This window comes from Micromonospora sp. ATA51, from assembly GCF_016802855.1.
Taxonomy (GTDB): Bacteria; Actinomycetota; Actinomycetes; order Mycobacteriales; family Micromonosporaceae; genus Micromonospora; species Micromonospora sicca.
On record NZ_JAEVHJ010000002.1, the window covers coordinates 43,192 to 63,194 of the forward strand.

Consider the following 20,003-nt stretch of genomic DNA (forward strand, 5'->3'; position numbering starts at 1 on the left):
GGCCACGCCGCAGCGCATCCGACCGCTACACGTTCGCGGCGATGTACTTGGTCTCCAGGTACTCCTCGATGCCCTCGCGGCCACCCTCTCGTCCGACCCCGGACTGCTTCATTCCGCCGAATGGGGCTGCGGGGTTGGACACAATGCCTTGATTGAGGCCGACCATGCCGAACTCCAGCGCCTCAACGACCCGGAAGCATCGCCGCATATCGGAGGTGTACACGTAGGCGGCGAGGCCGTACTGCGTGGAGTTCGCGATCGCCAGCGCTTCCTGTTCGTTCGTGAATGTCGCGATGGGTGCGATGGGACCGAAGATCTCCTCCGTGAATACCCGGGCGCCGGGTCCACGTCAGCGATGACGGTGGGCTGGTAGTAGTAGCCACGCTCTTCGGGAGTGTTGCCCCCGGCGAGCACCCGACCGCCTCGCTCGGTCGCATCGGCGACGAACGCCCGCATGCTGTCCCGCGCCTTCGCCGTGATCAGCGGGCCGACCTGGACGCCGGGTTCGGTGCCGCGGCCGACCTTCAACGCACTCATCCGTACGGCCAGGCGTTGGGCGAAGTCGGCCGCGACGGACTCCGCGACGAGGAACCGGTTCGCTGCCGTACACGCCTCCCCGATGTTCCGCATCTTCGCGATCATCGCTCCCTCGACGGCCGCATCCAGGTCGGCGTCGTCGAAGACAATGAACGGTGCGTTGCCGCCCAGTTCCATCGATACGCGGAGCACCTGATGGGCCGACTGAGCGATGAGTGTGCGACCAACCTCCGTCGACCCGGTGAACGACATCTTGCGTAGCCGCGGGTCGGTGATAAGCGGTGCAGTCGCGTCACCTGCTGTGGAGGTGGTGATCACATTGAGGACACCAGCGGGAAGACCGCTGTCGGACAGGACTTCGGCCAGCGCGAGCATCGAAAGAGGTGTCTCACGCGCGGGCTTGACCACCATGGTGCACCCAGCGGCGATCGCGGGCCCGATCTTGCGCGTACCCATCGCCATCGGGAAATTCCACGGCGTGATCAACAGGCACGGCCCGACGGGCTGCTTCATCACCATCAGACGGCCTTGACCGTTCGGCGCGACAGCGTACCGCCCGTCGATCCGTACGGCCTCCTCGGAGAACCAGCGAAGGAACTCGGCCGCGTAGACGATCTCCGCCTTCGACTCCGGGAGCGGCTTACCCATCTCGAGTGTCATCAGCAGGGCCAGCTCGTCAGCCCGGGCAATGAGCTGCTCGAACGCGCGTCGGAGGATGTCCGAGCGCTCCCGAGGCGGGCACGCGGCCCAACCCGACTGGGCTGCGGCGGCCGCGTCGAGCGCAGCCACCGCGTCGGCGGGCCCCGCATCCGCCACGTGGCACAGAACCTCACCGGTCGACGGGTCGTGCACCGGCAACTGGCGCCCATCCGTAGCCGGCCGCCACCGCCCGGCGATCAGAAGCTCCTTCCGCACCGCCTCGACGACTGCCCGTTCGTCTTCTTTCGAGGGGTTGAGGAACCTGCGCACGCCCTCTTCGCTGGCCGACCGACTCACTTCTTCCTCCGTGTCACTTCTTGACCGCTCACCGCATCAGTCATCGACGGCCGGGACTGGTGCGTGACCGGGTGTCATCCATGGTCAGCTGTCGGACAGCCCTGGGGTACGCGGGGACAGCGGGCGCTCCACCGCGTCCCAGTCGCTCGCCCGGTAGCCGGCGGTGAGTCCGCCGTCGCACATCACGACCGACCCGGTCATGTACGAGGCGTCGTCGCTCAGCAGAAAGCAGGCGACGGCCGCCAGTTCCGCCGGCTCGCCCGGACGGTCGAGCGGAATTCGAGTCCGGTGCTTGCTCCAGATGGCGACGTCGTCCACTTCGGCCAGTGTCGCCCGGGTGCGTACCCAACCGGGCGCGAGGGCGTTGACGCGGATGCCGTACCGGGCCAGGTCGACGGCGAGCGACCGGGCCAGCGCCATCACCGCGCCCTTGGACGTGTTGTAGATGATCTGCCCCTCCTCGCCGAAAAGCGAGGCGGTCGACGCGGTGAGCACCATGGCGCCGCCACCGCGCCGGCTCATGTGCCGGGCGACGGCGCTGGTCACCGCGTACTGGCCGCGGGTGTTCACCCGCATCACCCGGTCGAAGTCCTCGATCGGCGTCTCGAGCACGTTCTCCCAGATGCCGATCCCGGCGTTACTCGCCAGCAGGTCGACCCCGCCGAACGCGTCGCACGCGACGGTCAGCGCACGCTCCGCGGTGTCGGCGTCACCGACGTCGCCGGTCACCGTGACGACCTTCGCCCCTGCCTCGGCGCGCAGCTTCTCCGCCACCGTCTCCAGGTGGGCCTCGTCCTGCGGCGCGGCGAGCAGGCACAGCGAGGCACCCTCTGTCGCCAACCGCTCGGCGATGGCCGCGCCGATGCCGTTGCTGGCACCGGTGACCAGGGCATTCTTACCTTCGAATCGCATGATTTCGCTCCTGGTACGGGCTAGAGGATTTCTTCGCCGAGGTTCGCGTAGACGCCGGCGGTACGGAGCACGACGGGCGCCGTCACGTCCTGCAGCTCGCTGGCGATCTCGTCCAGGTGTCCGTAGTCCGGCAGGCCCCACACCGCGATACACCGCGGGTCAGGGCCGAGGTGGCCGATGCGGTCGGCAACGACGTGCAGCCGCAGTGCCGGGTGCTCGCCCGCGCGCTTGTCGAAGAAGGCGGCGACCTCGTCGGGCGTGGCGCCGGGGGCGAAATCGAGGAACTCGGCGTAGTAGGGACCGACCCGGCCGGCGACCGGCTCCCGCAAGGGCCGGTAGCAGCCCGCGCGGTCCAGCCGGCCAACCACCTCCATGGGCTTCTCGAACGCGTCGGCCTCGCCGGACCGGAAGGCCCGCTCCCACTCCCCCAGCAGCTCAAGGCCCGCGTTGCGGTTGAGCCACACGGCGAGGTACTCCGGCTCCGGGCCGATACGCCACGTCCGACCGAGGTTCAGCAGCAGCTCGTCGTCGCCGTACTGCTTGGCCCACCCCGTCTGCCCGGCGCCCGCGATCGCGTGGAAGTGCTCGATGGAGATGCCCGGACGGCGGGAGATGAATTCGATGTAGATCATGTGGTACGACTCCTGCTCTGCTCTCAGCGGGCGGTCAGTCGGTGAGGACGTGGACGGGGTGATCCGGCAGAACGACGCGTACGACGTCACCGACGCCGAGTGTCAGGGGGGCAGCGCCCGCCGGCTCCTGTACGCGGAGCGTCATGCCGTCAAGGTCGACGTGGAACTGGACAGCGGAGCCGAGGAACGCGATGTCGGAGATGGTTCCGGACAGGCCGTCGTCACCGGTGGCCGAGAGTCGAAGGAGCTCGGGACGCACCACCAACACCGCCTCACGCTGCGGCAGTGTCTGCCGCAGCCGCAGGCGCTGCCCGGTCTCGACGACCTTCACCTCGGTGCCGTCCCCCGCGCTGTCGAGGGCCTCGACGGCGACCAGGTTCGCGTCACCCACGAAGCCGGACACGAACTTGGTGGCCGAGCGGTGGTAGACGTCCGCCGGCGTGCCGATCTGCTCGATGCGGCCCGCGTTCATCACCACGACCCGGTTGGAGAGCGACATGGCCTCCTGCTGGTCGTGCGTCACATAGACAAAGGTCGTGCCGGTCTCTCGGTGGATGCGCCGCAGCTCGGCCTGCATGCTGATTCGGACCTTCTGGTCCAGCGCCGAGAGCGGCTCGTCGAGCAGGAGCACCTGTGGGCGCTTCACCAGCGCCCGGGCCAGGCTGATCCGCTGCGACTGGCCGCCGCTGAGCTGTGTGGCCCGCCGGTCGGCAAGATCCTCCAGCCCTACCAGCTCCAGCGCCTCCCGCACGCGTCGCTCGATGTCCCGCTTGCCGACCTTGTCGATCCGCAGCCCGAAGGCGACGTTGTCGAAGACCGACAGATGGGGAAAGAGCAGGTAGCGCTGAAAAACGATGTTGACCGGGCGGCGGTGCGGTGGCACGTCGGTGATGTCCTTGCCGGCCAGGACCACGCGGCCGCGGTCCGGCCGTTCGAACCCGCCGATGATGCGCAGGATGGTGGTCTTGCCGCATCCGCTCGGGCCCAGCAGCGACAGGATCTCACCCTCGTGGACGTCGAGGTCCACGCCGTGCAGGATCGGCACCTTGCCGAAGCTCTTGCTGATGCCCGTCAGGCTGAGAACGGTATTCACGAGGCCTTGACTCCCTTTCGAGCAGCCCTGCCCGTCCGTGCCAGGACGGCGATCACGACGCCGGACAGGAAGGTGACGAGCAGGAGGAGGGTCGCGAACGCGTTGATCGACGGGTCGATCGCGCGTCGCATCGCTGAGTAGATGACGAGCGGCACCGTGCTCTGCGGCCCGATGACGAAGAAGGTGATGAAGAACTCGTCGAAGCTCAGGACGAAGGAGAGCATGCCGCCGGCGACGAGCACCGGCCACGTCATCGGCAGCGTGACCCTCGTGAACCTCAGCAGCGACGACGCCCCCAGGTCGGCCGCCAACTCGTCGTACTGCGGGTCGATCCGGTCGAGGACGGACTGGGCGACGAGCAGGAAATACGGGAACGTGTAGACCACGTGCGCGGCGGCCACGGTCCACAGTGAGAGCTCGATGTCGAGCTTGGCGAACCACGCCAGCAGCGACAACCCGAGGAAGAGCCCGGGAAGCGTGATGGGCGCGAAGAACAGCACCGCGAGCCACGGGCGCACCCGGGGGGACACGTGGGTCAGCCCGAACGCCGCCAGCGTGCCCAGAACGGTGGTGATGATCGCGCAGACCACCGCCACGATCAGGCTGTTCCGCAGGGCCGAGGTGTAGGTCGGGTCGGTCAGCACCGCCTCGTACCAGCGCAGCGAGAACCCCTTGATCGGAAGGTTCAGGGTGCTGCTGGAGTTGAACGAGAACAGCACGACGACCGCGATCGGCAGGTACAGGAAGGCCAGGACGACGGCCAGGTAGAGACCCGGCGACCGGCGCCTGCTCCGCAGAAGACTCATGCCGCTCACCCCTTGATAACCACGGAGTTCAGGCCCAGCACGCGGAGGAACACGGTGACGACGGCGTAGGCGAGCATGAACAGCAGCAGCACGATGATCGAGGTCGCCGCGCCGAGCGGATAATTACCGAACTGCGTGAACTGCTGCGAGATCTGCAGCCCCACCATGTTCCCGTCCGTTCCTCCGAGAAACTGCGGGGTGACGTAGTCGCTGGCGGCCAACACGAAGGTGTAGAGGAAGCCGGAGGCCGCCGCCGGCGCGACCAGCGGCAGGACGACGCGGCGCCACCGCTGCATCCGGCCGGCGCCGAGGTCGGCGGCGAGATCGAAGAAGTCGCCTGGGATGTTGCGGAACGCGGCATAGGCGACGAGAGCGACGTACGGCACGAAGATATGGACCAGCGCGATGACGACGGCCGGCTTCGAGAACAGCAGCGATCCGTCCTGCGGGGCCAGACCGATCGGTCCGAGGACCTGCGTGAGCAGCCCGTCCTTGCCGAGGATCACCCGCCACGCGTAGATGCGGACGAGGTAGCTGGTGAACATCGAGAACACCACGAGCGCCAGCAGCGGGTATTCCATGCGCCCGGCGCGGTACCGAATCGCGTACGCGAGCGGCACCCCGAGCGCCAGGGTCAGGGCCGCGGTGACGAACCCGATCCCGAGCGCATTCAGCGTGAGCCGGCGGGTCAACTCCGAACCCACGGCCGAGGTGAAGTTCGACAAAGTGACGGTGCCCGTCACCTCGTAGAAACCGCCCTGCAGGAACGCGTAGACGGTGAACACCAGGAAGGGAGCCAGCAGGAGGAAGCCCAGGACGACAACGGCCGGCAGGGTCAGCAGCCACCCGCGCCGACGAGCCGGTGCGGGTGGCTGTGCCGCGGCGACGCCCGCCTGAGGCGGTACGACGGCCGCAACCATCACACGCCTCCCTGGATGTTCGACCACTCGCTGAGCCACTCCTCGTGCTGCACGATCCCCGACCGCCCCTTGTCCGGGAAGCCGAAGACCGGGGCCTTGGTGAAGAACTCGTCGAGGTTGTCGTACGGGTAGAGCTTCTGCTGTTTGGCAGGCAGCAACTTGACCGCCTCCGGCGAGGTCACGGCCGTGCCGAGCGCCACGGCGGCCTCCGCCTGCACCTCTGGCGAGAGGGCCTGGTTGACCCAGGCGTACGCGGTGTCGCGGTTTTGCGTCGTCTTGGGCACCGCCCACGCGTCACAGGAGGTGTAGGTGCCCTCCTTCGGGATGATGCTTTCCACCTTGGCGCCCTTGTCCCCGGCCCACAGCCCGACCGTCGACCAGCCGGCGAAGGAGGCGATCACCTCACCGCTGACCAGCTGGTTGGTGAGGTCACCGAAGGAGGGCGCGAAGCCCTTGATCTGCCCGCGGAACCGGCGGAGCAGTTCGACGATCTGCTTGAACTGGTCCTGGGTGTAGTTGGGGACGTCGAACCCGAGGATCCGGCCGCCGAGGGTGAACGCTGCCGTCGCGTCCGGGACCCAGCCGATCTTGCCCTTGAACTCGGGCTTCAGCAGGTCGAGCCACGACTCGGGCTTCGCCATGCGGTCGGTGCGGTAGTCAAGCGTGGTGGCGCTCCAGAACATCGGGATGCCCACCTGCTTGCCGTCGATGTTCCAGAACTTCGCCGCGGCGTCACCCTCGCGGAAGAACGGGAAGAGCTTCGCGGCGTTCGGGATGTGCGCCAGGTCGAGCGGCTCGATGATCTCCAGCGGCTTCTTCGAGTACAGGGGTCCGTACGCCTGGTAATAGGTGATGAGGTCGTAGCCGACGCTGGAGCCGGACTTGATCTTCGCGAGGATGTCGTCGCTCGTCGAGATGTAGGTGGGGTTGACCTTGACGCTCGTCTCGCCCTGCCACGCCTTCATCTTCTGTGATCCGGTGAGGTCGTAGCCCTCCCAGGACAGGAAGTTCAGCGCCCCACCGACCTTGTCACCCACCTTGGGCACCGCCGCGGACTCCCCACCGTCGCCGCAGGCGGCCAGGAGGGTCGGCGCGGACACGGCGAGGGCGGCGAGGAGCCCTCCCCGACGCAGCAGACCGCGTCGAGTAAGACCTTGCGGTTTCAACGGCGTTTCAGCCATGTGTATCTCCTGTCACACATCGACTCGGTGGCAGTACTGTTCCACCGGACGGACGACTTGTCCATAGGGCGGTACAGAGTTTCTTGCCGTCGCCCCTCCAGCGCCCACCCGCGATCCCGACACTCCCGCCCAGACGCGCCGAACGCAGCCATGCCACCTGCAATAGTTTGGCTATGGCACCTCGGAAAGAGGAATGCACTGTGGTCTGTACAGCGGTCGCCGTGCTCCGCTATAGTCCCGCTCTACGGTCAGCCTGACCGCTACGCGGGACAACGGGAGACGTCATGCCGCCGGTGAATGTGCTCAGCAAGGCCGACCGGGTGCTGGAGCTGCTCGCCGACCAGGGCGAGATGCCGATCGCCGGGCTCATCGAGGCGCTGGAGGAGCCCCGTACGAGCGTGTACCGCCTTCTGGAGAGCATGCAGGAACTCGGGTGGGTGGAGCCAGGTGCGCGGCGGGGGCAATACCGGCTCGGGCTCAAGGTGTTCCGGCTGGGCGCGGCGGTTGCTCAGCGGTTCGACGAGCGTCAGGCCGCGCTGCCCGTCATGGAGCGGCTGCACGAGCAGACCGGCGAAACCGTTTTCCTGTGCGTACGCCAGGGGCTCGAGGCGGTGTGCATCGAGCGCATCGACGGCGCGCGCGTCCAGATTCTCGAGCTCAGGCTCGGCGGCCGGCTGCCGTTGCACGTCGGCGGGGCACCTCGTGTCCTCCTCGCTTTCGCTGGCGAAGCCCTCTGGGACGAGTACCTGTTCCGCTCGCCGCTCACCACCTACACAAGCAAGACCCTGAACACCCCCGAGCTGGTGCGGCAGTCCCTCGCGGCGGACGTGAACGCGGGAATCGTCATCAGCGACGAGGACGTGACCCCCGGCATCGCGTCGATCGCCGCTCCCGTCTTCAACCACACCGGCACGGTCTGCGCCGCGCTGTCACTGGCCGGCGTGTCTCCCGTGCTGCTCGGTGACAACCGACAGCGACACGAATCGATGGTGCGGGAGGCGGCCGCGGAGGTCTCCCGCTCGCTCGGCTACTCCAGTTAGGAGAAACGCTTTGTCTGACGGAACAACCCCCGTCGTACGTCGTGATCAGGGACGAGAGTTCCTCGCGCTCGGTGCACCGGTCTACCGACTGGTGCATCCGAAGACCGTGGGCTCCGTCGGGGTCGGCGTTTCGCTGTGCGTCATGCAGCCGGGCCAGCAGGTCCGCCGCCACCGGCACGACTACGAAGAGGCCTACTACGTGGTGCGCGGCACCGGCCTGATGTATCTCGAAGACCACGAGCCCATCCGCTTGGAGCCCGGCCTGTCCGTCTACATCGCGGCAAACCGCGTGCACGGACAGATCAACGACGGCTCGGAGACGCTCGAGATCGTGTGCTCCCTGTCGCCTCCCCCGGTCGAGGGACAGGTTCCGGAATTCGTGGAGGAGAACCAGTGAGTGCAGCAGCCGACGACGGTGAGCTGATCGCCCGGATCAAGGAGAAGGCGCTCTTCGCCCGCGAGGAGACGGTGCGCCTGACCGGCATCGCGAAGACCGGGCACTACGCCTCGGCCTTCTCCTGCGCCGAGATCCTCGCGACGCTCTACTACGGCGACATCATGCGGCTCAAGCCGGGCGAGCCGCAGTGGAAGCAACGCGACCGCTTCCTCTTCGGCAAGGGCCACGCGGCGATCGCGCTGTACCCGTTCCTCGCCGACTACGGCTTCTTCGACAAGTCCGTGCTCGACGAGTACACCCGCCTCGGCAACCCGCTCGGCGACCACCCGGACATGCGCAAGGTGCCGGGCATCGACTTCAGCTCCGGCTCCCTGGGGCATGCGCTGTCCGCCGGTCTCGGGATGGCCCTCGGCGGCCGGCTCAACAAGATCGACTACAACGTCTTCGTGCTGCTCGGCGACGGCGAGCAGCACGAGGGTCAGGTGTGGGAAGCGGCGCTGTCCGCGGCCCACCACCGCACCGGCAACCTGATCGCGATCGTCGACCGCAACGAGTACAGCCTCGACGGCAAGGTCGACGACGTCATCGGCATCGAGCCGGTGCTCGACAAGTGGCAGGCCTTCGGCTGGAACACCATCGACATCGACGGCCACGACGTACCCCAGGTGTTGCGGGCCCTGCGCGACGCGACCGCCGCCAGCGACGGCGGCAAGCCGACGGTCATCGTGGCCCACACCGTCAAGGGCAAGGGCATCCCCTACATGGAGACCCAGTTCGGCTGGCACCTCGGCTACCTGCACCCCTCCGACGAGAAAGCCGCCCTCGCGCACCTGAGGAGCAACGCGTGACCACCAGCGAGCCCGAGCTGCACCCCGACTCCTGGCACCTGCTGATGCTGCTGGACCAGGCGCCCGGGTTCGCCGCCATCTCGCAGGCCCTCATCGAGCTGACCGACGAGGGACACCCCATCGCGGTCACCACCGCCGACCTCAAGTACTCCAACGGGCTGGTGCGCTTCCAGGAGAAGCACCCCGAGCGGTTCCTGCAGTTCGGCATCTCCGAGCAGAACATGGTGTCGGCGTCGGCCGGGCTGGCCACCACGGGCCTGCTGCCCTACACCGCGACGTTCGCGTCGTTCCTGGCGCTGCTGTGCTGCGAGCAGATCCGCACCGACGTGGCGTACTGCAACCAGCCGGTCCGCCTCATCGGCCACCACGCCGGCATCAGCCTCGGCTTCTACGGCACCTCGCACCACGCCACCGAGGACCTGGCCATCATGCGCAGCATGGCCAACATGACCGTGATCGCGCCGTCGGACCCGGCCCAGTTCCACGCGGCGATCCGCGCCACGGTGAACCACCCCGGGCCGATCTACTTCCGCGCCAGCCGCGGCCGCGACCCGATCATCTACGAGCACGGTGTCGACTTCCAGCTCGGACGCGCCATCGCGCACGGCGAGGGCAGCGACCTCATGCTCATCGCCACCGGCTCGTCGGTGCACCCGACGCTGGCGGCGGCCGAACAGCTCCGCGAGCAGGGGATCTCGGTGGGCGTGCTCGACATGCACACCGTGAAGCCGCTCGACGGCGACGCCGTGCTGGCCGCGGCGCGGGGGGCCGGCCGGCTCATGACCGTCGAGGAGCACAACGTGCTCGGCGGGCTGGGCGGCGCCGTCGCCGAGGTGCTCACCGAGGAAGGCGTGGCCACCAAGCTGCACCGGCACGGCATCAAGGACGAGTACAGCCTGATCGGGCCGCCGACGCACCTCTACCGGCACTACGAGCTGGATGCCGCCGGCATCGCGCAGGTCGCCCTGCGCTTCCTGAACGCGTGAACGGAAAGGTTGATCAGTCATGAGGGCGGTTGTCTTCACCGGGGCGGGCGGCAACGAGGTCATCGACCTCGTCGAGCGGCCAGACCCGATCCCGACCGGCAACGACGTTCGGGTCCGCGTCCGCTACGCCGGCATGAACCCGGCGGACGCCCAGCAGCGCAACGGGATCTACCCGGCCCCTCCGGGCAGCCCCGCGGACATTCCCGGTCTGGAGGTGTCGGGCGTCGTCGAGGCCGTCGGTGACGCGGTGACCACGTGGTCGCCCGGCGACCGGGTGTTCGGCCTCGTGGGTGGCGGCGGCCTCGCCGACCGGGTGATCGTCAACGAGCGGCACCTGGCCCGCGTGCCGGACTCGCTGTCCGAGGCCGACGCCGCGGCAGTGCCGGAGGCGTACATGACCGCGCACGACGCGATCCGGTCGCAGGCCGGGCTGCAGATGGGCGAGACACTCCTCGTTCACGGGGCCGCTGGCGGCGTCGGGAGCGCTGCCGTCCAGATCGGGCTCGCGGCCGGTGCGCGGGTCATCGGCGTCGTGCGCAGCGAATCGTCGTACCAGGCGGTGAAGGCGCTCGGCGCGGAGGTCGTCCACGACGCCGACTTCGCGACCGAAGTCGCCGAGCTCACCGGCCGTCGAGGTGCCGATGTCATCCTGGAGCTGGTCGGCGCCACGCACTTCCCGGCCAACCTCGACGCGATCGCCGTACGCGGACGGATCATCGTCGTGGGCGTCGGTGCCGGCAGTGAGACTCAGATGCCACTGCTGCGGCTCATGCAGAAGCGGGTGCGCGTGCAGGGGACCGTCCTCCGCGCCCGGCCCATCGAGCAGAAGGCGGAAGCCGTCCGCGCCTTCGAACGGGAGGTGCTGCCCGCGCTCGCGAGCGGACGCGTCCGGCCGGTCATCGACCAGATCTTCCCGGTGGCGCAGGTGAAGTCGGCATTCGACCGGCTTGAGGGCAAGGGCAAGGTCGGCAAGATCCTGCTGGACTTCGGCGGCTGAGCAGGAACTGCCCGCTCCGCACGTCTGACAGTGCGGAGCGGGCAGTCGGCCGCGCTGGCAATTGCCACTGGAGCGGCGGGCGACGTCGAGTTGGACGAGAACGCCCTCCGGGACGTCGTCGCGTACGAGGAGCTTCTCGCCAGCCGGGTGCTGAGGCCACAGTGTGTTCGCGCGGGCCCTCGGTGTTCGCGCGAGGCCTCGCCATCGGGCGAAGGAGCAACAGATCGCGGTGTCCGGGCGGCGGGGTTGGTCAGTGGGCGTCGGTGACCACATGAGAGCAGGCCGGGCAGGCCACCGGCCCCTGCTCGGCGAACCACCGGCAGCTACGCCGAATCGCGCACTTGGGAAGCTCGATCTCCGCCGGCCCCACGGTCTCCTGGTAGGAGGCGGCCATCCGGGCGCCCAGCCCGCAGTGCTCGCCGGTCCAGAAGCCGCAGGACGAGGTGACGCACGGCCCGGCGAGCCGGTAGCGGGCCTCGACCGGCGTGTCCGAGCCGGCCGCCGCGGCGAGCGCTACGTCGGCGGGAACCTGCGGGGTGACGTAGGCGACCCGACCCGCCGGAGTGATCATGCCGAGGAACACCGTGGCGTTGGCCGCGGGGGTGCTCGGGCACATCCGCTCCGGCGGTCCGGACGACGGACGACGACGGTCACCGCTGGATCCAGAAACCGATGTCGTTGATCTTCTGACCGAGGTCCTCGGCGGAGATGCGTCGAGCACCCACAGCCCGTACCACTCGGGGCGGAGCTTGAGGTTGGCGTGGCCGAGGGTGAGCGGGTTGGCCAGCTTGGCGTTGGCGGAGGAGAGGGCGGCCAGGCCGGCCTTCTGGATCTCGCCGGCGATGAGGGTCTGCTGCTCGGCGGTCAGGTCGACGCCGTCGACCACGAACCGGAACTCGTTGCGGGACATGTGTTACCTCCGGTCATTCGTACGATTCGGTGCCCAGCCCGTGGCGCAGGCTGGTCCGGGTGAAGGCCGCCCAGCCGGAGCGGGAGGCGACGCCGACGTGCTGCCCGGCCCGGCTGAGCAACCGGTTGGCGTGCTCCTGCCAGTGGGCCGTGCCGGCCGACCGGTCGCCCCACAGCTCCCGGCACGCCGCGCCCGCGAAGGCCACCTGCGCGGGCGAGCCGGTGAAGCCGGCGACCCCGTCGGCGACCCGGACGGCCCCGCCGGCCAGCACGGTGACGGTCGGGAAGTGGTGGTGCAGGCTGGCCAGGGTCGCCCAATGGCGGCCGTCCATCCGGCCGGCGGCGAACCCGTCGTGCAACCCGTCGTCGCGCCGGTAGCGGATCGCGTGCAGGGTGAAGGCGTCGCCGCCGGTCGACCCGGCCGACCACCTGGACCGGGGCGCTCCAGACGTGGGGCGAGTTCGCCGACCAGAAGGCCAGCCAGCCGGCCAGCCGGTCGTGAAAGTCGGCCTGGAAGCGGCCGGTGGTCGCCGCCCCGCCCGGTGCGTGCATCGTCGCGGTGGCGATCCGGTCGCGAGAGACCAGCGGGGTAGCGGCGGTCGGGCTCGCGGCGATCGCGGCGGTCGGGGCGCCGGCCACGCCGGTCACGGTGACCGCCGAGGCCGCCGCCGCGCCGGCGAGGAGTCGCCGGCGCGAGAACGGGTGTCCGTTGTCGTTCATCGTCGGCCTTTCGTCGACGGCCATTGGCCCGACGCTATCGACCGGAAGAGATCGGGTGAACACGTGGAGTGACGGGAGGTTGACATGAATGTTGGGAATCAACGGCGGCGTGAACGGGCATTTGTGTGCTGCCGGCAGCGCGGCGCACCGCCCGACCCGATCGGTTGTGCCGGCCACCGCCGCGGCTGCGCCGCCATCGACGGACGCGACGGCTCGAGGTATGCGGGGCGCAACGGTGGCCCCCGTCGGCCGTGCGGTCAACGCAGGATCTCCAGTGCCTCTCGGAGTGGTCGCTCGACTCTGGGAAACTGCCGAGCCATCCTCGGCGGTTTCGCCGGTCATCGCCCGAACAGGATCGGGATCGATCAAGATCGGCAATCATGGCCCAGAGGGTGGCTGACCGCGCCGAGAGCGGCCAACTACCCGACGAAATCCTTGCCGTGGCGAAGCGGCTGGCCGACCTGATCGGCGGGCTGCCCACCGCCGACATCGCCATCCCCGGTGCGTCGTGGACCGTCGCCGAGGCGGCAGCACACTTGGCGATGGCCAACGAACTCATGGCGACGATCGCCGGCGGCCGACCGGCGACTCACGGCGACGGAACGAAAGCCGGGCTGGCCAGCGCGAACGCGCAGTCTCTGAGCTACGACGGGTTGACCGGCGGTGGCTGTGGAAGGACCGGGAGCACGACATCGCCATGGAGCTTCCGGTGCTGCCGGCGTCCCCGGCGAGTCGCCCGACCCGATCCAGCTTTGCCTGCCCGGGCGCGGCTGCACCGCCATCGACGGCCGGGAGGGCCCGAGCCCAGCAGCGATGAGTTGGACTGCGACCCGGCGTCAGTCACATAGCCCTCCAGCCCTGAGCCGTTGCGGTCCAGGTCCGCCCACGGCAGTTCCCGAGCAAGGCCGGGTCGGCGAGCGCGAACACCTGCTGCAGCACGGTGCCGAAATCCGAGGGAAGACGGTCGTCGAGGCGGTGCTTACGTCGCCAGGCCGCCCACCGTGATTGCGCCAGCGTCGCAAAGCCGACGAGGGCCTCGCTCAGCAGCACGGGCGTCACTACGCGATATTCGGCCACCCGCTGCACTGCCGCCGCCAGCTGGTCGCCGTCAACATCGTGGCGGCAGGACAGCAGGTAAACGTCGGCGAAGTCACGCCAGCGAGTGTTCGCCTCGCCTCGCTGCAACGCCGTCACCAACTTCTCCGCGTACACCATCGGGAGCGGATAGCCGGTGACCACGAACTCCCCGTCGAGCAGCCGCGGGAGTTTGATCGGCTGCGGATCGGGCCAGATCGGGTCGCCGACGTTGACGTCGACATGGAAGGTCAAGCGTGCGGCGGAGAGACTGCCGGTGAGGCTGACCCGCACTCCGGCATAGACGTCGTCGTCCCGGATCGTGTCCGCGCTGGCGCTCGCCGCGTCGAAGACCAGGCCGTCGTCGAGGTGCAGGGTGGCGATGTCGCGGACGATGCCGAGCACCTGATCCGTGTCATTCGAGATCCATCGGCCCTGAAGATCTACGTCGCGGGTGGGCCGGCGCGCGGCGTAGGCGGCCAGCAGAACCCCGCCCTTGAGGACGAGCTTGTCCGCGTACGGGGACTGGGACAGGCGGGCGAGGAAGCCTTCCAGGGCGTAGACCTGGTGCAGCTCGTCTGTGGGCCGACTGGTGCGACGAGCGAGGTTTTGGAGGTCGAGGTAGGCGCGGCCAGCGACGGTGGTACGCGTGGGACGTACGGTCACAGCAGGATCTCCAGTGCCTCTCGGAGCGGTCGCTCGGCTTTGGGGAACCGGCGAGCCATCGTCAGTAGTTTCGACGGCGAAGCGTCGCTCCGCCTCAGCCATCGCCGTAGCGCCGCGTACGCCACATCCGGCCCCTCCCGGTGCCGCAGACGAACGGCGTCGATGATGCTGCGTTCGGGGCTGTAGAGCCCGATCGAGGTCTCCGGGTCGAGTCGCAGTTCCGTGCGCCCAGTATCGAAGGTGGCCGGGTCGAACCAGTGCCAGGCGACCGGCGCGGTAGTGGCCGGTCGATGCCGCCCGCGAGGCAGCGCAACGTCGATACGGGAGGGGATCTCGTCGGTGAGGCCGTGCCGAGCCAGCGCGGTGGTCAGGCACAGGGTGGCAGACGGGGCGCGGCGGGCGACCTCGATGAGGTCGATATCCGCCGTCTGCGCGTCATGTCGCCGGTAGAGCCCCCGTCCGACAGGCTCGATGAGCCCGTGATCGCGCAGCCGGTACAGCTGCCGCTCTGACAGGCCAGCTTCAAGAGCTTGGGTGTAGCTGAAGGTGGCCGGGAGCATGCTCAGCAACACGCTCTCAGCCCCCGGTTCATCCGCTGACCCCATGGGGAAACTCTATACACGTTGCCGCCACCTGTAGCGGATTTCCTACCTGATGCGCTTCGGCCGATGGCGCCGGGATGGGGCGTGCAAGATCCGCGTTGACGTGAGACGAGGCGCCCTTGGTCTGATACCTGAAGCGGCCAGCGAAGTGCGCGAACCGTTCTCAATCATGAGCAGCTTCGGCCGCTCGGCTACGTCGCGCCCAGATGGGCGATCATCGTCTGGTTCGCGGCCCAGCCATCGGGGAACTTGACCGGCACGTCGAGGTGCACGGTCTCGGTCGAGGGGTGGGCGTCGAGCAGCTCGCCGATGCCCGCCCGGGCCACCACGATGCAGGCGTGCCGGTGCCGGGACGTCAGCACGCAGAGCCGCCCCGACTCCAGGTGGAAGGCCGTCGCGTCCCGCCGTCCGGAGAGTGGGTGCGGGACGATCGTCACGTCGTACTCGCGGCCCTGGAGCCGGTTGGCGGTGTCTACGGTGATGCCCGCGCCGGCCTCGCCGAGGTGTGCGCGGATGGCCGCGACTTGGTCGCGGTGGGCGGCCCCGACGGCGATCCGGTCCGCGGTGACCGGCGCGCCGGCCGGCGCGTGTTCGGAGAGCGCGACCGCTCCGCGCTGCAACACCCGCAGGGCGAGGACCGCGCAGGCCGCGGCGGCCTCCGCGTCGGTACGCAGAGTGTGCCGGGCCGGCAGCTCGTACAGCGCCCACCCGGAGGTGGCCGCCAGCTCCACCGCCGCGTCGACCGCGTCCCCTGGTCCGGACGCGGTGAACGCCAGGGCCCGGTCGTCGGGGCCGGTGCCGGCGCGGAACCCGGTGAACGGGTAGAAGGCCGCCGCGACGACCGGCGCCGCCGAGGCGGGCAGTCGCCAGGACACGGGCAGGCGGTGCACCGGAAGCTCCGGGTTGTGCCGCAGGAGCACCGCCACGGCCGACTGCATCGGATCCCAGGTCAGGCCGGTCCAGCGCGCGGTCTCGACCGTGGAGAAAGGGTCGAGCTGCCCGGGGTCGCCGACGAACAGCGCCCGCTCGAACCTGCCGGCCACGCGCAGCAGGGCGTCCGACCGCATCTGGTACGCCTCGTCGACGATCGCCCACGGCCAGGAGCCCTCGGTGACGGTGGCCCACTTGGCGGCCGTACCGAGGATGACGGCCGGACCGCCGAGGTCGATGACCTTGGCGGCGACCTTGACCGTCTCGTGGTCTCTGACCCGGGCGGAGGGCCGGTAGTCGGCGGCGGAGAGCCGGCCGATGCGCAGCTCGGGGGCCTTGCGGGCGAGGCGGTCGATGAGGTCGTCGACCTGCTCGTTGGTCTGCGCGATGATGATCAGGGGCTCGCCGGCGACGGCCAGCTCGACGGCGGCGCGGACCACGAGGGTCGACTTGCCGGCCCCTGGTGGGGAGTCGACCACCACGCCCCGATGCGTGCCGCAGCGCAGGTCGGCCAGCACCGCGCTGATCACGCGGTCGGCCTCCACCCCCGGCGGCACGGCCAACCCAGCGAGCATGGACCCGTCACCTCCCGACCCGGCACCCTACCGGCCGCGCACGCGCCTCCTGCGATACCGCCGGGTCGGGACCGGACGCGCCCTGCCTGAACTTCGACAACCTCGTCGATGGTCAGCGCACCTGGGAGTGCTCCCGGTCGCTCTACCTCCAGCCCGGCCATTCGAGTCACGCGCTAGCCGCGATTACCTCAAGAAGCAGTTTCGGGCGAATTCGCCTGCCGGTCCTCCACTGCCGATTCAGGCATACACCAGGGCGAGTCTGCGATGTTCGCGGTCGTCGGTGCGCTTGGCCAGGGCCCGCAACTGGGCCGAGGCGGTGGCGGGATGGCGCGCGCACCAGGCCTGCATGAGGGCGGCGGCGGTTTTCGGCGGGCTCCCGGTGGCGGTGGCAACCACCACCAGGACGAGCCCGGACCTCAGCGGACCGCCGAGCAGCGCAGAACCAGGCTGACCCCCAAGCCTGGCCGGCTCCTGGCGTTGTGGGGTCAGGGGTTCGAGTCCCCTCGGCTCCACTCCCGGAACGATGCCGTGGTCAGGTCAATGGAGGCATATGCGAACCGAGATCCGAGCGCGATCGGGGGGAGATGTCCGCGCCCCATCCTGCCGTTGTCGATCTGTCGAGGAGGCGGCCATGCACTGGGTCCGCACGAACTTGAGTCCGCCGGCGTTCGCCGCGGTCGCTCTCCTGTTCGCCCTACCGTTCGCGGCGCTGAAGGGTGAGGCCGGGGAATGGCGTGTGGCGGTGACCTGGACTGGTTGGGGCTTGACCGTCGGTGGCGGGGCTCAGGTCCACCTGGAGACCCTGCTCTGGGATGGCGACCGTGGTCAGTACGTCATGCAGGAGGTGCCGAACGAGGCGCCGCAGATCGGTCCCGAGGAGCCCATCTACCTGCCGGGGCAACCGCTCTTCATGGTCGCCGCGCTGGGTGTCCTGGCTGGCGTGCTTGCCAGGATCCTGGCCGGTGTCAAGTCCCGCCTGGTGGTATCGGCGGTAGCGGCATTCGTCGCGGCGGGGGCGCTTGCGCTCGGCCTACGGGGCGTACTGCGTCGCTTTGATCCGCCGCCTTACGACGAGGCCATGTCCGCCGTACCGGCCGTCGGGTTCTGGCTGGCGGTCGGCATCCTGGCATTGCTCGGCGTCGGCAATGCGATCGCGGCGTACCGGTTGCGGAGGCGTGGCGAAGCCCTCAAGCCTGAACTCGGTGACGAATTGACTGGGTAGGCCCCGTACCCGGACCTTGCCCGCTGGCTCTACGGCGGCTGATCCGCCTCACGTGGGTGGCCGACAGGAAAGCCGCGGAGCGTGGCCGCTACTGCGGTCAGTTCCCGCCGCGGTACGGGCCATCCACGTAGACGAGCGCGTCACCGACGGCCCTCGTCTGCAGGTGTAGCGGATTTCTCCCGCAGGGCTAACCGGGCGTCGCGTCGGCGGGGAAGCGCTCGTGCCCCAGCACGGCGAGCAGCTGCAGCTTCTCGCAGCCCTCGCTGCGCGGGGACGCGGTGAGCACGAGCAGTGCCTGGGACTGGTCCTCGGTGAACAGCGCCTGGCAGTCGAGTTCGATCGCACCGAGCTGGGGATGGATGAGCGTCTTGTGGTCCGCGAAGCGCTTGGCGACCTCGTGCCGTTCCCACAGCTCGGCGAACTCCGGGCTCGCCTTCTGCAGCGCCCGCACCAGCTCACCGGCCCGCGACTGCGGGCCCATCGATCCGTACGCGGCACGCAGGTTGGCGACCTGGGCGCGGCTCTGCCGGTCGCGGTCCTCCTCGGGGTAGCGCAGCCGCTCCGCGGGAGCCGTGAACCACCGGTAGATCTCGCTGCGGGCGAGGCCCGTGTAGCCCGACTTGTCGCCGAGCAGGGCTGCGGCCATCCGGTTCTGCACGAGCGTCTCGCCGAGGTTGGACAGGATGAGCGCCGGGGTGTCGTCGAGCCGGTCCAGCACGCGCAGCAGCGCCGGGGCGACGTGCGTCGCCGCGGACACGACTGCCGGGGCGTTGTGCCCCGCCACCCGGAACAGGTAGTCGCGTTCGTCCTTCGTCAGCCGCAGCGCCCGGGCGAGCGACGCGAGCATCTGCGCGCTCGGCTGCGGGCCGCGCTGCTGTTCGAGCCGGGTGTAGTAGTCGGTCGACATCGCGGCGAGGGCAGCGACCTCCTCACGGCGCAGGCCCGGTGCACGCCGGCGCGCGCCCGCAGCCAGCCCGACGTCCCCGGGCTGCAGCGCCTCGCGGCGGCGGCGCAGGAAATCGGCCAGTGCTGCACGATCCATGATCCCAGTATCCGGCTGCGGCGGGCGCGAACCAGGGATTGCGGATCCCCCGATGACCGGTCTCTGCCCCGAACCCGGGACGACGGCGAAGCTCGGTGCATGAACATCTCCGGAAACACCATCTTCATCCCCGGCTCCACGAGCGGGATCGGTCTCGCCCTGGCGCTCGAGCTGCGGGCCAAGGGCAACACGGTCATCGTCGGCGGTCGGCGCACCGACCTGCTCGAGCAGATCGCCGCGGAGCAACCCGACATCGACACCGTGGCGATCGACACGACGAGCGCCGCGAGCATCGACGCCGCCGCGAAGGAGGTGCTGGCGAAGCACCCGGACCTGAATGTCCTCGTCACGATGGCCGGCATCATGCGCATCGAGGACTGGCACAAGCCGGAATCGTTCCTCGCCTCGGCCGAGGCGGTGCTGACGACCAACGTGCTCGGCCCGATCCGCCTCATCGCCGCGTTCATCGAGCACCTGCAGGCGCAGCCGGACGCCACCATCGTCACCGTCTCCTCGGGCCTCGCGTTCGCGCCGCTCAAGGTCACCCCGAGCTACAACGCGTCGAAGGCCGCGATCCACATGCTCAGCGAGTCGATCCGGCTGCAGCTCGCGGACACGACCGTGAAGATCGTGGAGCTCGAACCGCCGGCCGTCCGCACCGCGCTGCTGCCCGGGCAGGAGACCAGCGAGTACGGGGTGCCGCTGGACGAGTTCGTGGCGGAGGTCGTCGCGCTGCTCGAGTCGCAGCCCGACGCGAAGGAGATCCAGGTCGAGCGGGTGAAGTTCCTCCGCTACGGCGAGGCGCGCGGCGACTACGACCAGGTCGTCGCGACGCTCAACGCGTCCGACCCCCACGGGAAGTAGTCTCGGCCGGCCCCGGCGGCGGGTGGCTCGCTTACGGGACCATGGAGCCGCCAT

The 20,003-nt window shown here is 69.3% G+C and carries 21 protein-coding genes and 1 pseudogene; 7 read left to right on the forward strand and 15 right to left on the reverse strand.

What is annotated here, in order from left to right:
- Nucleotides 1–25: 25 nt before the first annotated feature.
- The 8 genes and pseudogenes from JNW87_RS39105 to JNW87_RS00865 all read right to left on the reverse strand — a co-directional run bounded on the left by JNW87_RS39105 (nt 26) and on the right by JNW87_RS00865 (nt 7,077).
- Nucleotides 26–316 (reverse strand): aldehyde dehydrogenase family protein, encoded by a 291-nt coding sequence (locus JNW87_RS39105; protein ID WP_309233873.1) that lies wholly within the window; start codon nt 314–316, stop codon nt 26–28.
- Nucleotides 317–399: 83 nt separating this feature from the next.
- Nucleotides 400–1,533 (reverse strand): annotated as a pseudogene (locus JNW87_RS00835) (aldehyde dehydrogenase family protein); the annotation flags it as partial.
- Nucleotides 1,534–1,617: 84 nt separating this feature from the next.
- Nucleotides 1,618–2,445 carry an SDR family NAD(P)-dependent oxidoreductase gene (locus JNW87_RS00840; RefSeq protein ID WP_109802824.1) on the reverse strand — a complete coding sequence of 276 codons (828 nt, stop codon included), beginning with the start codon at nt 2,443–2,445 and terminating at the stop codon, nt 1,618–1,620.
- A 20-nt stretch (nt 2,446–2,465) separates the two neighbouring features.
- A complete protein-coding gene (locus JNW87_RS00845; protein ID WP_109802825.1) occupies nt 2,466–3,077 on the reverse strand; it encodes a hypothetical protein in 612 nt (203 codons plus the stop codon).
- A gap of 34 nt (nt 3,078–3,111) precedes the next feature.
- Nucleotides 3,112–4,170: an ABC transporter ATP-binding protein gene (locus tag JNW87_RS00850; protein ID WP_109802826.1), complete on the reverse strand. Its 1,059-nt coding sequence runs from the start codon at nt 4,168–4,170 to the stop codon at nt 3,112–3,114.
- Entirely contained in the window at nt 4,167–4,976 is an 810-nt protein-coding gene (locus tag JNW87_RS00855; RefSeq protein ID WP_146231127.1) for an ABC transporter permease, read from the reverse strand. The genes JNW87_RS00850 and JNW87_RS00855 overlap by 4 nt, the downstream gene beginning before the upstream one ends.
- 5 nt (nt 4,977–4,981) lie before the next feature.
- Nucleotides 4,982–5,896, reverse strand: a complete 915-nt coding sequence (locus JNW87_RS00860) for an ABC transporter permease (RefSeq protein WP_109802828.1) — start codon at nt 5,894–5,896, stop codon at nt 4,982–4,984.
- A complete protein-coding gene (locus JNW87_RS00865; RefSeq protein ID WP_109802829.1) occupies nt 5,896–7,077 on the reverse strand; it encodes a PotD/PotF family extracellular solute-binding protein in 1,182 nt (393 codons plus the stop codon). Before JNW87_RS00865 ends, JNW87_RS00860 begins: the two co-directional genes overlap by 1 nt.
- A gap of 284 nt (nt 7,078–7,361) precedes the next feature.
- Between JNW87_RS00865 and JNW87_RS00870 the strand changes: the two genes are divergently transcribed.
- The 5 genes from JNW87_RS00870 to JNW87_RS00890 are packed head-to-tail and all read left to right on the forward strand — an operon-like array spanning nt 7,362 to nt 11,345.
- Entirely contained in the window at nt 7,362–8,117 is a 756-nt protein-coding gene (locus JNW87_RS00870; protein ID WP_109802830.1) for an IclR family transcriptional regulator, read from the forward strand.
- 10 nt (nt 8,118–8,127) lie between these two features.
- On the forward strand, nt 8,128–8,514 hold the full coding sequence (locus tag JNW87_RS00875; RefSeq protein ID WP_146231128.1) for a cupin domain-containing protein: 387 nt from the start codon (nt 8,128–8,130) through the stop codon (nt 8,512–8,514).
- Nucleotides 8,511–9,362: a transketolase gene (locus JNW87_RS00880; protein WP_109802832.1), complete on the forward strand. Its 852-nt coding sequence runs from the start codon at nt 8,511–8,513 to the stop codon at nt 9,360–9,362. Before JNW87_RS00875 ends, JNW87_RS00880 begins: the two co-directional genes overlap by 4 nt.
- Nucleotides 9,359–10,348 (forward strand): transketolase family protein, encoded by a 990-nt coding sequence (locus tag JNW87_RS00885; protein ID WP_238452707.1) that lies wholly within the window; start codon nt 9,359–9,361, stop codon nt 10,346–10,348. Before JNW87_RS00880 ends, JNW87_RS00885 begins: the two co-directional genes overlap by 4 nt.
- A 19-nt stretch (nt 10,349–10,367) precedes the next feature.
- Nucleotides 10,368–11,345 carry an NAD(P)H-quinone oxidoreductase gene (locus JNW87_RS00890; RefSeq protein WP_238452708.1) on the forward strand — a complete coding sequence of 326 codons (978 nt, stop codon included), beginning with the start codon at nt 10,368–10,370 and terminating at the stop codon, nt 11,343–11,345.
- Between the two features lie 250 nt (nt 11,346–11,595).
- Here the strand turns inward: JNW87_RS00890 and JNW87_RS00895 are convergent, their stop codons facing one another.
- The 6 genes from JNW87_RS00895 to JNW87_RS00920 all read right to left on the reverse strand — a co-directional run bounded on the left by JNW87_RS00895 (nt 11,596) and on the right by JNW87_RS00920 (nt 17,220).
- Nucleotides 11,596–12,255: a hypothetical protein gene (locus tag JNW87_RS00895; protein ID WP_238452709.1), complete on the reverse strand. Its 660-nt coding sequence runs from the start codon at nt 12,253–12,255 to the stop codon at nt 11,596–11,598.
- A 13-nt stretch (nt 12,256–12,268) separates the two neighbouring features.
- Complete coding sequence (locus JNW87_RS00900) at nt 12,269–12,613, reverse strand: hypothetical protein (protein WP_238452710.1); 345 nt, start codon at nt 12,611–12,613, stop codon at nt 12,269–12,271.
- Between the two features lie 1,201 nt (nt 12,614–13,814).
- Nucleotides 13,815–14,816 carry a nucleotidyl transferase AbiEii/AbiGii toxin family protein gene (locus tag JNW87_RS00905; protein ID WP_238452711.1) on the reverse strand — a complete coding sequence of 334 codons (1,002 nt, stop codon included), beginning with the start codon at nt 14,814–14,816 and terminating at the stop codon, nt 13,815–13,817.
- A complete protein-coding gene (locus JNW87_RS00910) occupies nt 14,711–15,274 on the reverse strand; it encodes a type IV toxin-antitoxin system AbiEi family antitoxin domain-containing protein (RefSeq protein WP_109802871.1) in 564 nt (187 codons plus the stop codon). The genes JNW87_RS00905 and JNW87_RS00910 overlap by 106 nt, the downstream gene beginning before the upstream one ends.
- Before the next feature lie 233 nt (nt 15,275–15,507).
- A complete protein-coding gene (locus JNW87_RS00915; RefSeq protein WP_109802839.1) occupies nt 15,508–16,821 on the reverse strand; it encodes an AAA domain-containing protein in 1,314 nt (437 codons plus the stop codon).
- A 237-nt stretch (nt 16,822–17,058) separates the two neighbouring features.
- Nucleotides 17,059–17,220, reverse strand: coding sequence for a hypothetical protein (locus JNW87_RS00920; RefSeq protein ID WP_161557883.1), 162 nt, complete (start codon nt 17,218–17,220; stop codon nt 17,059–17,061).
- A gap of 232 nt (nt 17,221–17,452) precedes the next feature.
- On the opposite strand from JNW87_RS00920, the gene JNW87_RS00925 reads away from it, so the two are divergent.
- On the forward strand, nt 17,453–18,043 hold the full coding sequence (locus JNW87_RS00925) for a hypothetical protein (protein WP_109802840.1): 591 nt from the start codon (nt 17,453–17,455) through the stop codon (nt 18,041–18,043).
- Nucleotides 18,044–18,230: 187 nt separating this feature from the next.
- Here the strand turns inward: JNW87_RS00925 and JNW87_RS00930 are convergent, their stop codons facing one another.
- Nucleotides 18,231–19,085 (reverse strand): helix-turn-helix transcriptional regulator, encoded by an 855-nt coding sequence (locus tag JNW87_RS00930; RefSeq protein ID WP_238452712.1) that lies wholly within the window; start codon nt 19,083–19,085, stop codon nt 18,231–18,233.
- Between the two features lie 99 nt (nt 19,086–19,184).
- Between JNW87_RS00930 and JNW87_RS00935 the strand changes: the two genes are divergently transcribed.
- Nucleotides 19,185–19,949, forward strand: coding sequence for an SDR family oxidoreductase (locus tag JNW87_RS00935; RefSeq protein ID WP_238452713.1), 765 nt, complete (start codon nt 19,185–19,187; stop codon nt 19,947–19,949).
- Nucleotides 19,950–20,003 lie beyond the last annotated feature (54 nt).

Coding starts and splice junctions, on each gene's coding strand:
- JNW87_RS00870 (WP_109802830.1), top strand. CDS start 7,362: ATGCCGCCGGTGAATGTGCTCAGCAAGGCCGACCGGGTGCTGGAGCTG.
- JNW87_RS00855 (WP_146231127.1), bottom strand. CDS start 4,976: ATGAGTCTTCTGCGGAGCAGGCGCCGGTCGCCGGGTCTCTACCTGGCC.
- JNW87_RS00905 (WP_238452711.1), bottom strand. CDS start 14,816: ATGGCTGAGGCGGAGCGACGCTTCGCCGTCGAAACTACTGACGATGGC.
- JNW87_RS00930 (WP_238452712.1), bottom strand. CDS start 19,085: ATGGATCGTGCAGCACTGGCCGATTTCCTGCGCCGCCGCCGCGAGGCG.
- JNW87_RS00935 (WP_238452713.1), top strand. CDS start 19,185: ATGAACATCTCCGGAAACACCATCTTCATCCCCGGCTCCACGAGCGGG.
- JNW87_RS00910 (WP_109802871.1), bottom strand. CDS start 15,274: ATGCTCCCGGCCACCTTCAGCTACACCCAAGCTCTTGAAGCTGGCCTG.
- JNW87_RS00840 (WP_109802824.1), bottom strand. CDS start 2,445: ATGCGATTCGAAGGTAAGAATGCCCTGGTCACCGGTGCCAGCAACGGC.
- JNW87_RS00915 (WP_109802839.1), bottom strand. CDS start 16,821: ATGCTCGCTGGGTTGGCCGTGCCGCCGGGGGTGGAGGCCGACCGCGTG.
- JNW87_RS00845 (WP_109802825.1), bottom strand. CDS start 3,077: ATGATCTACATCGAATTCATCTCCCGCCGTCCGGGCATCTCCATCGAG.
- JNW87_RS00865 (WP_109802829.1), bottom strand. CDS start 7,077: ATGGCTGAAACGCCGTTGAAACCGCAAGGTCTTACTCGACGCGGTCTG.
- JNW87_RS00925 (WP_109802840.1), top strand. CDS start 17,453: ATGCACTGGGTCCGCACGAACTTGAGTCCGCCGGCGTTCGCCGCGGTC.
- JNW87_RS00890 (WP_238452708.1), top strand. CDS start 10,368: ATGAGGGCGGTTGTCTTCACCGGGGCGGGCGGCAACGAGGTCATCGAC.
- JNW87_RS00860 (WP_109802828.1), bottom strand. CDS start 5,896: ATGGTTGCGGCCGTCGTACCGCCTCAGGCGGGCGTCGCCGCGGCACAG.
- JNW87_RS00895 (WP_238452709.1), bottom strand. CDS start 12,255: ATGTCCCGCAACGAGTTCCGGTTCGTGGTCGACGGCGTCGACCTGACC.